Consider the following 20,634-nt stretch of genomic DNA (forward strand, 5'->3'; position numbering starts at 1 on the left):
GTTAATACTTATTTTATTGTGTGGTATCGTAACGCTATTAATTCGAATTATACCTTTTATCATGATTTCAAAAGTGCAATTGCCTGATGTCGTGGTTCGATGGCTATCATTTATCCCAATCACACTATTTACGGCACTTGTCATAGACAGCATTATTCAACAGACGCCTCATGGTGAGGGGTATACATTAAACATCCCTTACATTATCGCGCTCATTCCGACGGTTATTTTATCTATAATCACGCGTAGTTTAACTATTACAATTATTAGTGGGATTGTTATCATGGCAGCATTACGATTTTTCTTTTAAAAATAACTGAAAATCATTGAACAGATATTTAAACTTAGGTAAACTGTTAGTAATCAGAAAATTCTGATATACAAATCGTCTATGTTAAGATTGGGAATCGTGTATACGTAAGCGATTTGGCTAACGCATGACAATGATAACAACATTTTAAATGATAAAGTAATTCATCACTGAATCTCAACTAACACATAACAATTTCATATTTCTTATTGTGAGAAGTTGAGGGACTTGGCCCTGTGATACTTCAGCAACCGACTTTATAGCACGGTGCTAAAACCAACGAGTTACTCGAATGATAAGTATAAAGACTTCTTACTTTTCAATAGGGTGAGAAGTTTTTTGTTTAAGGAGGAAAGAACAATGACAAATTACACAGTAGATACTTTAAATTTAGGGAAATTTATTACAGAATCTGGGGAAGTCATAGATAACTTGCGTTTGAGATATGAGCATGTCGGTTATCATGGACAACCATTAGTTGTAGTTTGTCATGCATTAACTGGCAATCATTTAACATATGGAACAGATGATTATCCGGGTTGGTGGCGAGAAATTATTGATGGGGGATATATACCCATTCACGATTATCAATTTTTAACATTTGATGTTATTGGTAGTCCTTTCGGTTCAAGCTCACCTTTAAACGACACTCATTTTCCTAAAAAATTAACATTAAGAGATATTGTCAGAGCGAATGAACGAGGTATACAAGCCCTTGGTTATGACAAGATTAATATTTTAATAGGGGGAAGTCTTGGAGGAATGCAAGCAATGGAACTACTTTACAATCAACAGTTTGAAGTAGATAAAGCCATTATCCTTGCTGCAACAAGCCGAACATCATCTTATAGTAGAGCTTTTAATGAAATTGCAAGGCAAGCCATTCATCTTGGTGGTAAGGAAGGTCTAAGTATTGCACGCCAATTAGGTTTTTTGACATATCGATCATCAAAAAGTTATGATGAACGTTTCACGCCGGATGAAGTAGTCGCATACCAACAACATCAAGGTAATAAATTTAAAGAACATTTTGATTTGAATTGTTATCTGACACTGCTAGATGTATTGGATAGTCACAACATTGACCGAGGCCGCACAGACGTAACGCATGTTTTTAAAAATTTAGAAACAAAAGTGTTAACGATGGGGTTCATAGATGATTTGCTATATCCGGACGATCAAGTTCGTGCATTAGGTGAACGTTTTAAATATCATCGTCATTTCTTCGTGCCTGATAATGTTGGGCATGATGGATTCCTACTAAACTTTAGTACCTGGGCACCTAACTTATATCATTTCTTAAATTTAAAGCATTTTAAGCGTAAGTAGTAATATATATTTTTTTTCAAAAAATGAAGCCACTAAATCACAGTTATCATATTCAAAAACATCTAGAGTACATGAGAGTGGTAATGAATTGTAAATCTAAATCAAGCTTGATTGCTATGTAGTGGGATTAAATAATCATGTTGAAAATGAAAGCACACAAAAGCGATTCAAATGAGTATGTTAATTACTTATAAAACATGAAAGTTATTATTCAATTAAATGAAATAGAAGCATACAATCTATAAATTGTTAATTTCCATTAAAGAGGTTAAAATAATAGCTATAGTTAAAAATATGGGAGTGGCTTATGTGTTTTCAAAAATACAACCTAAAGCAACAATAATTGCAACGATTACGTTGGTATTTGTCGCTTTAGCTTTATATCTAGTGCCTGGTTTAGGACTAATATTTGCATTATTTGCAACCATACCAGGTATCGTTTTATGGAATAAATCAATACAATCTTTCGGGATTAGTGCACTTATTACAGTAATTATAACAACTGTTTTAGGTAATACTTTCGTTTTAAGTGCCATCATATTAGTCTTAATTGCAAGTTTAATTATTGGTCAATTGCTCAAAGAAAGAACGTCTAAAGAAAGAATATTATACGTAACAACAGTAGCGATGAGCTTAATTTCATTAATCGCTTTTATGTTACTACAAACATTCGGAAGAATTCCACCATCAGCGAGCATAGTAAAACCTTTCAAGCAAACATTACATGAAGCGATTACGATGAGCGGTGCCGATGCGAATATGACCCAAATATTAGAAGAAGGGTTTAGACAAGCGACCGTTCAATTACCAGGTTTCATCATTATCATTACATTTTTAATCGTCTTAATTAACTTAATCGTTACATTTCCGATTTTACGAAAATTTAAAATCGCTACACCTGTATTTAAGCCACTTTTCGCGTGGCAAATGAGCGGTATTTTATTATGGATATACATTATTGTTATCATATGTTTATTATTTACAGGTCAACCGAGTGTGTTCCAGAGCATTCTTTTAAACTTCCAACTTGTGTTATCATTAGTAATGTATATTCAAGGTTTAAGTGTTATTCATTTCTTTGGTAAAGCGAAAGGTTTGCCGAATGCAGTAACGATTTTACTATTGATTATCGGTACAATACTGACACCTACGACACATATTGTAGGACTACTTGGTGTTATCGATTTAAGTTTGAATTTGAAGCGAATCATGAAAAATAATTCTAAAAAGTGAATAGAGGTGGAATAATGAATCGGCAGTCCACTAAGAAAGCTTTACTAATACCATTTGTCATCATGATCATCACAGCAATTGTTTTAATGGGTGTATGGTTTATCTTTAATAGTCTTATAGCATTAATTGCATCTATCGTTCTTGTCGTGATGATTATTGTTAGCATCATTTTATTCAGACAAGCTTTAATGAAAATGGATAGTTATGTAGATGGTTTGAGTGCTCAAATTTCAACAACAAATAATAAAGCAATCAAACATTTACCAATTGGTATCATTGTTTTAGATGAAAATGATCACATCGAATGGGTTAACCAATTTATGACAGATCATATGGAAGCAAATGTCATTTCTGAATCTGTAAATGAAGTATTTCCAAACATTTTAAAGCAATTAGATAGAGTGAAATCCGTTGAAATAGAATATAATCAGTATCATTTCCAAGTACGTTATTCTGAGAATGATCACTGCCTCTATTTCTTTGATATAACTGAACAAGTACAAACAAATGAACTATATGAAAATTCTAAACCAATCATTGCGACATTATTTTTAGATAACTACGATGAGATTACTCAAAATATGAATGATACGCAGCGTTCGGAAATCAACTCAATGGTAACGCGTGTCATTAGTCGATGGGCAACTGAGTATAATATATTCTTTAAAAGGTATAGTTCCGATCAATTCGTAGCCTATTTAAATCAAAAAATATTAGCTGACTTAGAAGAATCTAAATTTGATATCTTGAGTCAATTACGTGAAAAAAGTGTTGGTTATCGTGCCCAATTAACATTAAGTATCGGTGTTGGTGAAGGCACTGAAAATTTAATCGACTTAGGTGAATTATCACAATCAGGCCTAGACTTAGCATTAGGACGCGGTGGCGACCAAGTTGCAATTAAAAGTATTAATGGTAATGTGCGCTTCTATGGCGGTAAGACTGACCCGATGGAGAAACGTACTCGTGTAAGAGCACGTGTGATCTCACATGCGTTAAAAGATATCCTTGCAGAGGGTGACAAAGTCATTATCATGGGACATAAACGTCCTGACTTAGATGCAATTGGTGCAGCAATCGGTGTGTCTAGATTTGCAATGATGAATAATTTAGAAGCATACATCGTATTAAATGAGACTGACATTGATCCAACATTACGACGCGTGATGAACGAAATAGATAAAAAGCCAGAGTTAAGAGAGCGATTTATTACATCAGATGATGCTTGGGATATGATGACATCTAAGACAACCGTAGTGATTGTTGATACGCATAAACCGGAACTGGTTTTAGATGAAAATGTCTTAAATAAAGCAAACCGTAAAGTTGTTATCGATCATCATAGACGTGGTGAAAGCTTCATCTCTAATCCATTGTTGATATATATGGAACCATACGCAAGTTCGACAGCTGAATTGGTAACAGAGTTACTGGAATATCAACCAACAGAACAACGTTTAACACGTCTTGAATCAACAGTGATGTATGCAGGTATTATTGTAGATACAAGAAACTTTACATTACGAACAGGATCAAGAACATTCGATGCAGCGAGTTATTTACGTGCACATGGTGCAGATACGATTTTAACGCAACATTTCTTAAAAGATGATGTGGATACTTACATTAATCGATCTGAATTAATTCGAACTGTAAAAGTTGAAGATAATGGCATAGCCATTGCGCATGGTTCAGACGATAAAATTTATCATCCAGTAACAGTTGCACAAGCAGCAGATGAACTGTTAAGTTTAGAAGGTATTGAAGCATCATATGTTGTTGCGAGACGTGAAGATAATCTGATTGGTATATCTGCGCGTTCACTCGGTTCAGTAAATGTCCAGTTAACAATGGAAGCACTTGGTGGCGGTGGACATTTAACCAATGCGGCAACACAACTTAAAGGTGTGACAGTCGAAGAGGCGATAGCACAATTACAACAAGCAATTACAGAACAATTAAGTAGGAGTGAAGATGCATGAAAGTAATTTTTACACAAGATGTTAAAGGTAAAGGTAAAAAAGGTGAAGTTAAAGAAGTACCAGTAGGTTATGCAAATAACTTCTTATTGAAAAAGAATTATGCTGTAGAAGCAACACCAGGTAACCTTAAACAATTAGAGTTACAGAAAAAACGTGCAAAACAAGAACGCCAACAAGAAATTGAAGATGCTAAAGCATTAAAAGAAACGTTATCAAACATTGAAGTTGAAGTATCAGCAAAAACTGGTGAAGGTGGTAAATTGTTTGGGTCAGTAAGTACAAAACAAATTGCCGAAGCACTAAAAGCACAACATGATATTAAAATTGATAAACGTAAAATGGATTTACCAAATGGAATTCATTCCCTAGGATATACGAATGTACCTGTTAAATTAGATAAAGAAGTTGAAGGTACAATTCGCGTACACACAGTTGAACAATAAAGTTGGATTGAAATAAGAGGTGTAACCATTCATGGATAGAATGTATGAGCAAAATCAAATGCCGCATAACAATGAAGCTGAACAGTCTGTCTTAGGTTCAATTATTATAGATCCAGAATTGATTAATACTACTCAGGAAGTTTTGCTTCCTGAGTCGTTTTATAGGGGCGCCCATCAACATATTTTCCGTGCAATGATGCACTTAAATGAAGATAATAAAGAAATTGATGTTGTAACATTGATGGATCAATTATCGACGGAAGGTACGTTGAATGAAGCGGGTGGCCCGCAATATCTTGCAGAGTTATCTACAAATGTACCAACGACGCGAAATGTTCAGTATTATACTGATATCGTTTCTAAGCATGCATTAAAACGTAGATTGATTCAAACTGCAGATAGTATTGCCAATGATGGATATAATGATGAACTTGAACTAGATGCGATTTTAAGTGATGCAGAACGTCGAATTTTAGAGCTATCATCTTCTCGTGAAAGCGATGGCTTTAAAGACATTCGAGACGTCTTAGGACAAGTGTATGAAACAGCTGAAGAGCTTGATCAAAATAGTGGTCAAACACCAGGTATACCTACAGGATATCGAGATTTAGACCAAATGACAGCAGGGTTCAACCGAAATGATTTAATTATCCTTGCAGCGCGTCCATCTGTAGGTAAGACTGCGTTCGCACTTAATATTGCACAAAAAGTTGCAACGCATGAAGATATGTATACAGTTGGTATTTTCTCGCTAGAGATGGGTGCTGATCAGTTAGCCACACGTATGATTTGTAGTTCTGGAAATGTTGACTCAAACCGCTTAAGAACGGGTACTATGACTGAGGAAGATTGGAGTCGTTTTACTATAGCGGTAGGTAAATTATCACGTACGAAGATTTTTATTGATGATACACCGGGTATTCGAATTAATGATTTACGTTCTAAATGTCGTCGATTAAAGCAAGAACATGGCTTAGACATGATTGTGATTGACTACTTACAGTTGATTCAAGGTAGTGGTTCACGTGCGTCCGATAACAGACAACAGGAAGTTTCTGAAATCTCTCGTACATTAAAAGCATTAGCCCGTGAATTAGAATGTCCAGTTATCGCATTAAGTCAGTTATCTCGTGGTGTTGAACAACGACAAGATAAACGTCCAATGATGAGTGATATTCGTGAATCTGGTTCGATTGAGCAAGATGCTGATATCGTTGCGTTCTTATACCGTGATGATTACTATAACCGTGGCGGCGATGAAGATGATGACGATGATGGTGGTTTTGAGCCACAAACGAATGATGAAAACGGTGAAATAGAAATCATCATTGCTAAGCAACGTAACGGTCCAACAGGCACAGTTAAGTTACACTTTATGAAACAATATAATAAATTTACAGATATCGATTATGCACATGCTGATATGATGTAAAAAAAGTTTTTCCGTACAATAATCATTGCGATGATAAAATTGTACGGTTTTTATTTTGTTCTGAACGGGTTGATATATGTTAAGTTTGTGTATTGAAAGTGATGGATTAGTACTGTCAACGCCTCTGTTAAAGGGTTTTTAGGACGTTGAAGACGATTTGTTAAAATGATTTTTCTTTTAAAAAGGCTGAAAATCAATGTTCGATTTTTATTTGCATTATGGTCTCGATATTGGTAGAATATCAAATGGTTAAATGAGAAAAACTTGGAGGTGCTCACATGTCATCAATCGTAGTAGTTGGGACACAATGGGGAGACGAAGGAAAAGGAAAAATAACGGATTTCTTGGCAGAACAGTCAGATGTTATCGCGCGTTTTTCAGGTGGTAATAATGCAGGCCATACCATTCAATTTGGCGGAGAAACATATAAATTACATTTAGTACCATCTGGTATCTTTTACAAAGACAAATTAGCGGTAATCGGTAACGGTGTCGTTGTTGATCCAGTTGCACTATTGAAAGAATTAGACGGATTAAATGAACGTGGCATTCCTACAAGTAATTTACGTATATCTAATCGTGCGCAAGTGATTTTACCATATCACTTAGCACAAGATGAATATGAAGAACGTTTACGCGGTGACAATAAGATTGGTACAACTAAAAAAGGTATCGGTCCAGCATATGTAGACAAAGTTCAACGTATCGGTATTCGTATGGCAGATTTACTTGAAAAAGAAACATTCGAAAGATTATTAAAATCAAACATTGAATATAAACAAGCATATTTCAAAGGTATGTTTAACGAAACATGTCCATCATTTGATGATATCTTTGAAGAATACTATGCTGCAGGTCAACGTTTAAAAGAATTTGTAACAGACACATCAAAAATCTTAGACGATGCATTTGTAGCAGATGAAAAGGTACTTTTCGAAGGTGCGCAAGGTGTAATGTTAGATATCGACCATGGTACATATCCATTCGTTACATCAAGTAATCCAATTGCAGGTAACGTTACTGTTGGTACAGGTGTAGGTCCTACATTCGTTTCAAAGGTAATTGGTGTATGTAAAGCTTATACATCACGTGTTGGTGATGGTCCATTCCCTACTGAATTATTCGATGAAGATGGACATCATATTAGAGAGGTTGGTCGTGAATACGGTACAACAACAGGACGTCCACGTCGTGTAGGTTGGTTTGATTCAGTTGTATTACGTCACTCTCGTCGTGTAAGTGGTATTACAGATTTATCTATTAACTCAATCGATGTTTTAACAGGCCTAGACACAGTGAAAATCTGTACAGCTTATGAATTAGACGGTAAAGAAATTACTGAGTACCCAGCAAACTTAGATCAATTAAAACGTTGTAAACCAATCTTTGAAGAGTTACCAGGTTGGACAGAAGACGTAACAAATGTGCGTACTTTAGAAGAATTACCTGAAAATGCACGTAAATATTTAGAGCGTATTTCAGAATTATGTAATGTACAAATTTCTATCTTCTCAGTTGGTCCAGATAGAGAACAAACAAACCTATTAAAAGAATTGTGGTAGAACTTTATATAAGTCATACACAATGATTATAAATACATGAGCCTTCTATCTTTATTGGTAGGAGGCTTTTGTTATGCTTGCTTCTGTATCGATTCGATTATTTAGATAAAAAATACTAACGTAAAGGCGATATTTGCTAGTCATAATTTAGAAGATTAGATGATATTTAACGAAAATTAAGATGAAATACTTGAATGTAAGAAGTCTGATGTCGAAAATAGCTATTAAAATAGAGTAGACGTAAGTGTAAATGAAAGCACCTAAAATAGAAAAATTTCAAAAATAGCGTAATTATTATAATAAATAGACTGCCAATAAAATGCAATTTTTCACTTATAACATTCTTCAAAAAATAATAGCAAAATTATGTAAAAAATATCTTGTCATGGCAAGATTGGCTGTGCTATAATCTATCTTGTGCTTAAGAACGGCTCCTTGGTCAAGCGGTTAAGACACCGCCCTTTCACGGCGGTAACACGGGTTCGAGTCCCGTAGGAGTCACCATTTTTTAGGTCTCGTAGTGTAGCGGTTAACACGCCTGCCTGTCACGCAGGAGATCGCGGGTTCGATTCCCGTCGAGACCGTACAAATGCCTATCCAAGAGGATAGGCATTTTTTTGCGTTTAATATTATATTAATAAAAGATATATGGACGAATGATAATCATATTGATTTATCTGTTCGTCCATTTTCTTTAAAATGTATGAACCTCAAGTAACTTAGTGGTTGGATATGAAAGATAAACGTAGACAATAAAATCTTTATTAGACGTACAAACATATGCTACTGTCAACATATTTCTTCGTTGTGATATGCCACCAGTCCTCCATAACATCAATTGTTAAAGTAACGAATAACGAATAATGATATTTATTTTCTGAGCAATGACGTGCAACTAGAAGTTGCCATTATCCTAATTTTATTATTGGAATAGAGACCTCATCATTGTGTTAAATATCATTGTCACAATCCGCCGTGAGAAACTAATAAAAAATAGTAATATATAAGTTTATATTGGAAAATAGAATTAATAGCTTATAAATGGTAAATTATATAATAGGTTACTATACGTTATAAGACGGAAAATGCGCACAATAACAAAAATAGTAAGCGACATCCTGTGATTTTTTACACAAACATAAACGATAAAGAACAAAAAATGATAAAATAATATTAATGATTTAAGAAAAGAGGTTTATGCAAATGGCTAGAAAAGTTGTTGTAGTTGATGATGAAAAACCGATTGCTGATATTTTAGAATTTAACTTAAAAAAAGAAGGATACGATGTTTACTGTGCATACGATGGTAATGATGCAGTCGACTTAATTTATGAAGAAGAACCAGACATCGTATTATTAGATATCATGTTACCTGGTCGTGATGGTATGGAAGTATGTCGTGAAGTGCGCAAAAAATACGAAATGCCAATTATAATGCTTACTGCTAAAGATTCAGAAATTGATAAAGTGCTTGGTTTAGAACTAGGTGCAGATGACTATGTAACGAAACCGTTTAGTACGCGTGAATTAATCGCACGTGTGAAAGCGAACTTACGTCGTCATTACTCACAACCAGCACAAGACACTGGAAATGTAACGAATGAAATCACAATTAAAGATATTGTGATTTATCCAGACGCATATTCTATTAAAAAACGTGGCGAAGATATTGAATTAACACATCGTGAATTTGAATTGTTCCATTATTTATCAAAACATATGGGACAAGTAATGACACGTGAACATTTATTACAAACAGTATGGGGCTATGATTACTTTGGCGATGTACGTACGGTCGATGTAACGATTCGTCGTTTACGTGAAAAGATTGAAGATGATCCGTCACATCCTGAATATATTGTGACGCGTAGAGGCGTTGGATATTTCCTCCAACAACATGAGTAGAGGTCGAAACGAATGAAGTGGCTAAAACAACTACAATCCCTTCATACTAAACTTGTAATTGTTTATGTATTACTGATTATCATTGGTATGCAAATTATCGGGCTGTATTTTACAAATAATCTTGAAAAAGAGCTGCTTGATAATTTTAAGAAGAATATTACGCAGTACGCTAAACAATTAGAAATTAGTATTGAAAAAGTATATGACGAAAAGGGCTCCGTAAATGCACAAAAAGATATTCAAAATTTATTAAGTGAGTATGCCAACCGTCAAGAAATTGGAGAAATTCGTTTTATAGATAAAGACCAAATTATTATTGCGACGACGAAGCAGTCTAACCGTAGTCTAATCAATCAAAAAGCGAATGATAGTTCTGTCCAAAAAGCACTATCACTAGGACAATCAAACGATCATTTAATTTTAAAAGATTATGGCGGTGGTAAGGACCGTGTCTGGGTATATAATATCCCCGTTAAAGTCGATAAAAAGGTAATTGGTAATATTTATATCGAATCAAAAATTAATGACGTTTATAACCAATTAAATAATATAAATCAAATATTCATTGTTGGTACAGCTATTTCATTATTAATCACAGTCATCCTAGGATTCTTTATAGCGCGAACGATTACCAAACCAATCACCGATATGCGTAACCAGACGGTTGAAATGTCCAGAGGTAACTATACGCAACGTGTGAAGATTTATGGTAATGATGAAATTGGCGAATTAGCTTTAGCATTTAATAACTTGTCTAAACGTGTACAAGAAGCGCAGGCTAATACTGAAAGTGAGAAACGTAGACTGGACTCAGTTATCACCCATATGAGTGATGGTATTATTGCAACAGACCGCCGTGGACGTATTCGTATCGTCAATGATATGGCACTCAAGATGCTTGGTATGGCGAAAGAAGACATCATCGGATATTACATGTTAAGTGTATTAAGTCTTGAAGATGAATTTAAACTGGAAGAAATTCAAGAGAATAATGATAGTTTCTTATTAGATTTAAATGAAGAAGAAGGTCTAATCGCACGTGTTAACTTTAGTACGATTGTGCAGGAAACAGGATTTGTAACTGGTTATATCGCTGTGTTACATGACGTTACTGAACAACAACAAGTTGAACGTGAGCGTCGTGAATTTGTTGCCAATGTATCACATGAGTTACGTACACCTTTAACTTCTATGAATAGTTACATTGAAGCACTTGAAGAAGGTGCATGGAAAGATGAGGAACTTGCGCCACAATTTTTATCTGTTACCCGTGAAGAAACAGAACGAATGATTCGACTGGTCAATGACTTGCTACAGTTATCTAAAATGGATAATGAGTCTGATCAAATCAACAAAGAAATTATCGACTTTAACATGTTCATTAATAAAATTATTAATCGACATGAAATGTCTGCGAAAGATACAACATTTATTCGAGATATTCCGAAAAAGACGATTTTCACAGAATTTGATCCTGATAAAATGACGCAAGTATTCGATAATGTCATTACAAATGCGATGAAATATTCTAGAGGCGATAAACGTGTCGAGTTCCACGTGAAACAAAATCCACTTTATAATCGAATGACGATTCGTATTAAAGATAATGGCATCGGTATTCCTATCAATAAAGTCGATAAGATATTCGACCGATTCTATCGTGTAGATAAGGCACGTACGCGTAAAATGGGTGGTACTGGATTAGGACTAGCCATTTCGAAAGAGATTGTGGAAGCGCACAATGGTCGTATTTGGGCAAACAGTGTAGAAGGTCAAGGTACATCTATCTTTATCACACTTCCATGTGAAGTCATTGAAGACGGTGATTGGGATGAATAATAAGGAACATATTAAATCTGTCATTTTAGCGCTACTCGTCTTGATGAGTGTCGTATTGACATATATGGTATGGAACTTTTCTCCTGATATTGCAAATGTCGACAATACAGATAGTAAGAAGAGTGAAACGAAACCTTTAACGACACCTATGACAGCCAAAATGGATACAACTATTACGCCATTTCAGATTATTCATTCGAAAAATGATCATCCAGAAGGTACGATTGCGACGGTATCTAATGTGAATAAACTGACGAAACCTTTGAAAAATAAAGAAGTGAAGTCCGTGGAACATGTTCGTCGGGATCATAACTTGATGATTCCTGATTTGAGCAGTGATTTTACATTATTCGATTTTACGTATGATTTACCGTTATCAACATATCTTGGCCAAGTACTGAACATGAATGCGAAAGTACCAAATCATTTCAATTTCAATCGTTTGGTCATAGATCATGATGCTGATGATAATATCGTGCTTTATGCTATAAGCAAAGATCGCCACGATTACGTAAAATTAACAACTACAACGAAAAATGATCATTTTTTAGATGCATTAGCAGCAGTGAAAAAAGATATGCAACCATACACAGATATCATCACAAACAAAGATACAATTGATCGTACGACGCATGTTTTTGCACCAAGTAAACCTGAAAAGTTAAAAACATATCGCATGGTATTTAACACGATTAGTGTTGAGAAAATGAATGCTATACTATTTGACGATTCAACCATCGTTCGTAGTTCAAAGAGTGGTGTTACTACTTACAACAATAATACAGGTGTCGCAAACTATAACGATAAAAATGAAAAATATCATTATAAAAACTTATCCGAAGATGAAGCAAGTTCCAGCAAAATGGAAGAAACGATTCCAGGAACCTTTGATTTTATTAATGGTCATGGTGGTTTCTTAAACGAAGACTTCAGATTGTTTAGTACGAATAATCAGTCAGGCGAGCTAACATATCAACGTTTCCTTAATGGTTATCCAACGTTTAATAAAGAAGGCTCTAATCAAATTCAAGTCACTTGGGGTGAAAAAGGCGTCTTTGACTATCGTCGTTCGTTATTACGCACCGACGTTGTTTTAAACAGTGAAGATAATAAAACGTTGCCGAAATTAGAGTCTGTACGTTCAAGCTTAGCGAACAATAGTGATATTAATTTTGAAAAAGTAACAAACATCGCTATCGGTTACGAAATGCAGGATAACTCAGATCATAATCACATTGAAGTGCAGATTAACAGTGAACTCGTACCGCGTTGGTATGTAGAATATGATGGCGAATGGTATGTTTATAACGATGGGAGGCTTGAATAAATGAACTGGAAACTGACGAAGACACTTTTCATTTTCGTGTTTATTCTTGTCAACATCGTGTTAGTATCGATTTATGTTAATAAAGTCAATCGCTCACACATTAATGAGGTTGAGAGTAACAATGAAGTTAATTTTCAGCAAGAAGAAATTAAAGTACCGACTAGTATATTGAATAAATCAGTTAAAGGTATAAAATTAGAGCAAATTACGGGGCGTTCGAAAGACTTTAGTTCTAAAGCTAAGGGCGATTCGGATTTGACCACATCAGATGGTGGAAAATTATTAAATGCGAACATTAGTCAATCGGTAAAGGTCAGTGACAATAACTTAAAAGATTTGAAGGATTATGTTAACAAACGTGTGTTCAAAGGTTCAGAATATCAATTAAGTGAGATTAGTTCTGGTTCTGTAAAATACGAACAAACGTATGATAATTTCCCGATTTTGAATAATAGTAAAGCGATGTTGAACTTTAATATAGAAGATAACAAAGCGGCTAGTTATAAACAATCAATGATGGATGACATTAAGCCCACAGATGGTGCAGATAAGAAGCATCAAGTTATTGGAGTGAGAAAAGCAATCGAGGCATTATATTATAATCGTTACTTGAAAAAAGGTGATGAAGTCATTAATGCTAGACTCGGTTACTACTCAGTCGTGAACGAAACGAATGTTCAATTGTTACAACCAAACTGGGAAATTAAAGTGAAGCATGACGGTAAGGACAAAACGAATACTTACTATGTCGAAGCGACAAATAATAACCCTAAAATTATTAATCATTAATATGAATCGTAATAAGCTAGCATTGCAAGCTCATCATATGTGAGAAGCAGTGCTAGCTTTTTGCTGGTACGGTTTATTATGGCTGACAGGCGACATTTCTGCGTCTCCAACGTGCGCATTTATTCATATTTTAAGTAGAACCGCATTGTAAAATTAACGTAACTGCTATTTTAAAAACTTTAGTATTTGTCTAATCATTGTTATAATAGTTAAGAAATTCATTGCACGTGATTATCGAAATTTAAATATAAGAGACCGGTCGATGAACTAAAGTTACATAATAGGGAAGGTATACAAAACAGCTAATATACTGATAGTTTCTGTAGGGAAAATCGTATATTTGCACTGATGTATATTGCAGTCATATAGAGAAAGTGACTGTTTAAAGAGAAAGGATGAGCCGCTTGATACGCATGAGTGTATTAGCAAGTGGTAGTACAGGTAACGCCACTTTTGTAGAAAATGAAAAAGGTAGTCTATTAGTTGATGTTGGTTTGACTGGCAAGAAAATGGAAGAATTGTTTAGTCAAATTAATCGTAATATTCAAGATTTAAATGGTATTTTAGTAACTCATGAACATATTGATCATATTAAAGGGTTAGGTGTTTTGGCGCGTAAATATCAATTGCCAATTTATGCGAATGAAAAGACTTGGCAAGCTATTGAAAAGAAAGATAGTCGAATCCCTATGGATCAGAAATTCATTTTTAATCCTTATGAAACGAAATCTATTGCAGGTTTTGATGTTGAATCTTTTAACGTGTCACATGATGCGATAGATCCACAATTTTATATTTTCCATAATAACTATAAGAAGTTTACGATTTTAACGGATACGGGTTACGTGTCTGATCGTATGAAAGGTATGATACGTGGCAGCGATGCGTTTATTTTTGAGAGTAATCATGACGTCGATATGTTGAGAATGTGTCGTTATCCATGGAAGACGAAACAACGTATTTTAGGCGATATGGGTCATGTATCTAATGAGGATGCGGGCCATGCGATGACGGACGTGATTACAGGTAACACGAAACGTATTTACTTATCACATTTATCACAAGATAATAATATGAAAGATTTGGCGCGTATGAGTGTTGGTCAAGTATTGAACGAACACGATATTGATACGGAAAAAGAAGTATTGCTATGTGATACCGATAAAGCTATTCCAACGCCAATATATACAATATAAATGAGAGAGTCACCCTTTAAAGTTCCACATTGCTGTGAGACGACTTTATCGGGTGCTTTTTTATGTTGTTGAGTTGAATCGGCTTGATTGAAATGTGGAAATAATTCGATATTAAATGTAATTTATAAATAATTTACATAAAATCAAACATTTTAATATAAGGATTATGATAATATATTGGTGTATGACAGTTAATGGAGGGAACGAAATGAAAGCTTTATTACTTAAAACAAGTGTATGGCTCGTATTGCTTTTTAGTGTGATGGGATTATGCCATGTCTCGAACGCGGCTGAGCAGCATACACCAATGAAAGCACATGCAGTAACAACGATAGACAAAACAACAACAGATAAGCAACAAGTACCGCCAACAAAGGAAGCGGCTCATCAATTTGGTAAAGAAGCGGCAACCAATATATCAGCACAGGGGACAACTGATGAAATAAACAATAAAGTAACATCCAACGCATTTTCTAACAAACCATCTACAGCAGTTTCAACAAAAGGAAACGAAACGCGCGATGTAGATGCACAACAAACCTCAACACAAAAACCAACTCACACAGCAACATTCACATTATCAAATGCTAAAACAGCATCACTTTCACCACGAATGTTTGCTACCAATGCACCACAAACAACAACACATAAAATATTACATACAAATGATATCCATGGCCGACTAGCCGAAGAAAAAGGGCGTGTCATCGGTATGGCTAAATTAAAGACAGTAAAAGAACAAGAAAAGCCTGATTTAATGTTAGATGCAGGAGACGCATTCCAAGGTTTACCACTTTCAAACCAGTCTAAAGGCGAAGAAATGGCTAAAGCAATGAATGCAGTAGGTTATGATGCTATGGCAGTCGGTAACCATGAATTTGACTTTGGATACGATCAGTTGAAAAAGTTAGAGGGTATGTTAGACTTCCCGATGCTAAGCACTAACGTTTATAAAGATGGGAAACGCGCGTTTAAACCATCAACGATTGTAACGAAAAATGGTATTCGTTATGGAATTATTGGCGTAACGACACCAGAAACAAAGACGAAAACAAGACCTGAAGGCATTAAAGGCGTTGAATTTAGAGATCCATTACAAAGTGTGACAGCAGAAATGATGCGTATTTATAAAGACGTAGATACATTTGTTGTTATATCTCATTTAGGTATTGATCCTTCAACACAAGAAACATGGCGTGGTGATTACTTAGTGAAACAATTAAGTCAAAATCCACAATTGAAGAAACGTATTACAGTTATTGATGGTCACTCACATACAGTACTTCAAAATGGTCAAATTTATAACAATGATGCATTGGCACAAACAGGTACAGCACTTGCGAATATCGGTAAGATTACATTTAATTATCGCAATGGAGAGGTATCGAATATTAAACCGTCATTGATTAATGTTAAAGACGTTGAAAATGTAACACCGAACAAAGCATTAGCTGAACAAATTAATCAAGCTGATCAAAAATTTAGAGCACAAACAGCAGAGGTAATTATTCCAAACAATAAGATTGATTTCAAAGGAGAAAGAGATGACGTTAGAACGCGTGAAACAAATTTAGGAAACGCGATTGCAGATGCTATGGAAGCATATGGCGTTAAGAATTTCTCTAAAAAGACTGACTTTGCCGTGACAAATGGTGGAGGTATTCGTGCCTCTATCGCAAAAGGTAAGGTGACACGCTATGATTTAATCTCAGTATTACCATTTGGAAATACGATTGCGCAAATTGATGTAAAAGGTTCAGACGTCTGGACGGCTTTCGAACATAGTTTAGGTGCACCAACAACACAAAAAGACGGTAAGACAGTGTTAACAGCGAATGGCGGTTTATTACATATCTCTGATTCCATTCGTGTTTACTATGATATGAATAAACCATCTGGCAAACGAATTAACGCTATTCAAATTTTAAATAAAGAGACAGGTAAGTTTGAAAATATTGATTTAAAACGTGTATATCACGTAACGATGAATGACTTCACAGCATCAGGTGGAGACGGATATAGTATGTTCGGCGGACCTAGAGAAGAAGGTATTTCATTAGATCAAGTACTAGCAAGTTATTTAAAAACAGCTAACTTAGCTAAGTATGATACGACAGAACCACAACGTATGTTATTAGGTAAACCAGCAGTAAGTGAACAACCAGCTAAAGGACAACAAGGTAGCAAAGGTAGTGAGTCTGGTAAAGATGCACAACCAATTGGTGACGACAAAGTGATGGATCCAGCGAAACAACCAGCTTCAGGTAAAGTTATGTTGTTACCAGCGCATAGAGGAACTGTTAGTAGCGGTACAGAAGGTTCTGGTCGCACATTAGAAGGAGCTACTGTATCAAGCAAGAGTGGGAACCGATTGGTTAGAATGTCAGTGCCTAAAGGTAGCGCGCATGAGAAACAGTTACCAAAAACTGGAACTAATCAAAGTTCAAGCCCAGCAGCGATGTTTGTATTAGTAGCAGGTATAGGTTTAATCGCGACTGTACGACGTAGAAAAGCTAGCTAAAATATATTAAAAACAATACTACTGTATTTCTTAAATAAGAGGTACGGTAGTGTTTTTTTATGGAAAAAAGCTATAAACGTTGATAAACATGGGATATAAAAACGGGGATAAGTAATAAGACATCAAGGTATTTATCCACAGAAATGGGGATAGTTATCCAGAATTGTGTACAATTTAAAGAGAAATACCCACAACGCCCACAGAGTTATCCACAAATACACAAGTTATACACTGAAAAATGGGCATAAATGTCAGAAAAATATCAAAAACTGCAAAAAATATTGTTATAATAAGAGGGAACAGTGTGAACAAGTTAATAACTTGTGGATAACTGGCGAGTTGATAACAATTTGGAGGACCAAACGACATGAAAATCACCATTTTAGCTGTAGGGAAACTAAAAGAGAAATATTGGAAGCAAGCCATATCAGAATATGAAAAACGTTTAGGCCCATACACCAAGATAGACATCATAGAAGTTCCAGACGAAAAAGCACCAGAAAATATGAGCGACAAAGAAATCGAGCAAGTAAAAGAAAAAGAAGGCCAACGAATACTAGCCAAAATCAAACCACAATCAACAGTCATTACATTAGAAATACAAGGAAAGATGCTATCTTCCGAAGGATTGGCTCAAGAATTGAACCAACGCATGACCCAAGGGCAAAGCGACTTTGTATTCGTTATTGGCGGATCAAACGGCCTGCACAAGGACGTCTTACAACGCAGTAACTATGCACTATCATTCAGCAAAATGACATTTCCACATCAGATGATGCGGGTTGTGTTAATTGAGCAAGTGTATAGAGCATTTAAGATTATGCGTGGGGAAGCATATCATAAATGATGCGGTTTTTTCAGCCGCTTCATAAAGGGATTTTGAATGTATCAGAACATATGAGGTTTATGTGAATTGCTGTTATGTTTTTAAGAAGCTTATCATAAGTAATGAGGTTCATGATTTTTGACATAGTTAGCCTCCGCAGTCTTTCATTTCAAGTAAATAATAGCGAAATATTCTTTATACTGAATACTTATAGTGAAGCAAAGTTCTAGCTTTGAGAAAATTCTTTCTGCAACTAAATATAGTAAATTACGGTAAAATATAAATAAGTACATATTGAAGAAAATGAGACATAATATATTTTATAATAGGAGGGAATTTCAAATGATAGACAACTTTATGCAGGTCCTTAAATTAATTAAAGAGAAACGTACCAATAATGTAGTTAAAAAATCTGATTGGGATAAAGGTGATCTATATAAAACTTTAGTCCATGATAAGTTACCCAAGCAGTTAAAAGTGCATATAAAAGAAGATAAATATTCAGTTGTAGGGAAGGTTGCTACTGGGAACTATAGTAAAGTTCCTTGGATTTCAATATATGATGAGAATATAACAAAAGAAACAAAGGATGGATATTATTTGGTATATCTTTTTCATCCGGAAGGAGAAGGCATATACTTATCTTTGAATCAAGGATGGTCAAAGATAAGTGATATGTTTCCGCGGGATAAAAATGCTGCAAAACAAAGAGCATTAACTTTATCTTCCGAACTCAATAAATATATTACATCAAATGAATTTAATACTGGAAGATTTTATTACGCAGAAAATAAAGATTCATCTTATGATTTAAAAAATGATTATCCATCAGGATATTCTCATGGATCAATAAGATTCAAATATTATGATTTGAATGAAGGATTCACAGAAGAAGATATGCTAGAGGATTTAAAGAAATTTTTAGAACTATTTAATGAATTAGCTTCAAAAGTTACAAAAACATCCTATGATAGCTTGGTCAATAGCATAGACGAAATACAGGAAGACAGCGAAATTGAAGAAATTAGAACAGCACAAAAAGATAAGACACTCAAGGAAGTGGAAGCACCTAAAGGAATAATTCCAAAATATAAAAAAGGTGTATCAAAGACTACTAAAAATGATTCAGAAATTGAAAAATCAAATAAAGAGAATAAATTAACCGGTAAAGTTGGAGAAAAATTAGCGCTAAATTACTTTAATGAGCTAATTGATAATAAAATAGACGAAGATAAGAAAGAACAGTTTAGGAATATTTTAAATGATAATCCAGGCTCTCAACACGGTCATGGCTATGATTTAGTAGCTTTTGATCCAACAAATACAGATAAAGCTGTAGAAAAATTTATTGAAATTAAAACATCTACATCTTCTAGTATTGAGGAACCATTTTTTATGTCGCTAAATGAAATGTTTGCTATGAAAGAATATAAGCAGAAATATTTAATATTAAGAATATTTAATGTTTCCGGTAAAGAACCACAATTTTATTTTATAGATCCATATGCAAATTATTCTGAATTTAAAGATGTAGATGATCTCATTGACAAAGTATTTAATGTAGAAGCTATTCAGTATAAAGTTTTTGGCGAAAAATGATTACTTGAACAAGAGCTAAAATAAAATTGTGATCTAATAAAAATAGAAACTGTAATTTAAATAAAACTTTCTAAATAAGCTAACTGATAAAAAATCAGTTTGTCCACAGTCTGAAACAAGATTCCTATATTCTTTAGGAATCTTGTTTTTTCTATTTTTATGGTGATAAAGAGCAGATAAGATAATGTGTAATAATCACAAAAAAGTTAAATATTTTAAGGCTTGTTTAATTATTAATGATTTTATATATAAAGAGCAGTATAATAAAGTTGTTAATATATTATGAATAATATTCAAGTAATTTTATTGTTTTTTAATTTGTCGATATTTAAGTTGAGTTA

15 protein-coding genes, 2 tRNA genes and 1 riboswitch are annotated in these 20,634 nt (G+C 34.4%); all 17 genes read left to right on the top strand.

Translation table 11 applies throughout. The features are described from left to right. The coding region (locus tag IDG64_RS11650) for an AzlD domain-containing protein (RefSeq protein WP_241012144.1) at nt 1–310 on the top strand (310 nt) is incomplete at its 5' end. Between the two features lie 203 nt (nt 311–513). After that, nucleotides 514–612, top strand: a riboswitch (SAM riboswitch). Between the two features lie 58 nt (nt 613–670). Further along, nucleotides 671–1,639, top strand: coding sequence for a homoserine O-acetyltransferase MetX (gene metX / locus IDG64_RS11655; RefSeq protein WP_000186498.1), 969 nt, complete (start codon nt 671–673; stop codon nt 1,637–1,639). A gap of 294 nt (nt 1,640–1,933) precedes the next feature. Further along, nucleotides 1,934–2,872 carry a YybS family protein gene (locus IDG64_RS11660; RefSeq protein ID WP_001834404.1) on the top strand — a complete coding sequence of 313 codons (939 nt, stop codon included), beginning with the start codon at nt 1,934–1,936 and terminating at the stop codon, nt 2,870–2,872. A gap of 14 nt (nt 2,873–2,886) precedes the next feature. Continuing rightward, complete coding sequence (gdpP, locus tag IDG64_RS11665; RefSeq protein ID WP_001081634.1) at nt 2,887–4,854, top strand: cyclic-di-AMP phosphodiesterase GdpP; 1,968 nt, start codon at nt 2,887–2,889, stop codon at nt 4,852–4,854. Continuing rightward, complete coding sequence (rplI, locus tag IDG64_RS11670; protein WP_000864305.1) at nt 4,851–5,297, top strand: 50S ribosomal protein L9; 447 nt, start codon at nt 4,851–4,853, stop codon at nt 5,295–5,297. The genes gdpP and rplI overlap by 4 nt, the downstream gene beginning before the upstream one ends. 31 nt (nt 5,298–5,328) lie before the next feature. Continuing rightward, nucleotides 5,329–6,729 (top strand): replicative DNA helicase, encoded by a 1,401-nt coding sequence (gene dnaB / locus IDG64_RS11675; protein WP_000375647.1) that lies wholly within the window; start codon nt 5,329–5,331, stop codon nt 6,727–6,729. Nucleotides 6,730–7,007: 278 nt separating this feature from the next. Then, complete coding sequence (locus IDG64_RS11680) at nt 7,008–8,291, top strand: adenylosuccinate synthase (protein WP_000095327.1); 1,284 nt, start codon at nt 7,008–7,010, stop codon at nt 8,289–8,291. Between the two features lie 429 nt (nt 8,292–8,720). Next, nucleotides 8,721–8,795, top strand: a tRNA-Glu gene (locus tag IDG64_RS11685). 7 nt (nt 8,796–8,802) lie between these two features. Further along, nucleotides 8,803–8,875: transfer RNA gene (locus IDG64_RS11690), tRNA-Asp, on the top strand. 619 nt (nt 8,876–9,494) lie between these two features. Continuing rightward, the gene (gene yycF / locus IDG64_RS11695) at nt 9,495–10,196 is read left to right on the top strand and encodes a response regulator YycF (RefSeq protein ID WP_000101976.1); all 702 of its coding nucleotides are present in this window, start codon (nt 9,495–9,497) and stop codon (nt 10,194–10,196) included. A 12-nt stretch (nt 10,197–10,208) separates the two neighbouring features. Continuing rightward, nucleotides 10,209–12,035, top strand: coding sequence for a cell wall metabolism sensor histidine kinase WalK (gene walK / locus IDG64_RS11700; RefSeq protein WP_000871607.1), 1,827 nt, complete (start codon nt 10,209–10,211; stop codon nt 12,033–12,035). After that, entirely contained in the window at nt 12,028–13,362 is a 1,335-nt protein-coding gene (gene yycH / locus IDG64_RS11705; protein ID WP_001060140.1) for a two-component system activity regulator YycH, read from the top strand. Before walK ends, yycH begins: the two co-directional genes overlap by 8 nt. Then, complete coding sequence (locus tag IDG64_RS11710) at nt 13,363–14,151, top strand: two-component system regulatory protein YycI (protein WP_001104173.1); 789 nt, start codon at nt 13,363–13,365, stop codon at nt 14,149–14,151. 395 nt (nt 14,152–14,546) lie between these two features. Beyond that, complete coding sequence (locus IDG64_RS11715) at nt 14,547–15,347, top strand: MBL fold metallo-hydrolase (RefSeq protein ID WP_001813851.1); 801 nt, start codon at nt 14,547–14,549, stop codon at nt 15,345–15,347. Between the two features lie 208 nt (nt 15,348–15,555). After that, nucleotides 15,556–17,868, top strand: a complete 2,313-nt coding sequence (gene adsA, locus IDG64_RS11720) for an LPXTG-anchored adenosine synthase AdsA (RefSeq protein WP_000645766.1) — start codon at nt 15,556–15,558, stop codon at nt 17,866–17,868. A gap of 367 nt (nt 17,869–18,235) precedes the next feature. Further along, nucleotides 18,236–18,715: a 23S rRNA (pseudouridine(1915)-N(3))-methyltransferase RlmH gene (rlmH, locus tag IDG64_RS11725; protein WP_000704779.1), complete on the top strand. Its 480-nt coding sequence runs from the start codon at nt 18,236–18,238 to the stop codon at nt 18,713–18,715. A gap of 321 nt (nt 18,716–19,036) precedes the next feature. Next, nucleotides 19,037–20,293, top strand: coding sequence for an MrcB family domain-containing protein (locus IDG64_RS11730; protein WP_000566670.1), 1,257 nt, complete (start codon nt 19,037–19,039; stop codon nt 20,291–20,293). Nucleotides 20,294–20,634 lie beyond the last annotated feature (341 nt).

Origin of the sequence: Staphylococcus sp. EG-SA-15 (assembly GCF_017151895.1) — a bacterium.
GTDB lineage: Bacteria > Bacillota > Bacilli > Staphylococcales > Staphylococcaceae > Staphylococcus > Staphylococcus aureus.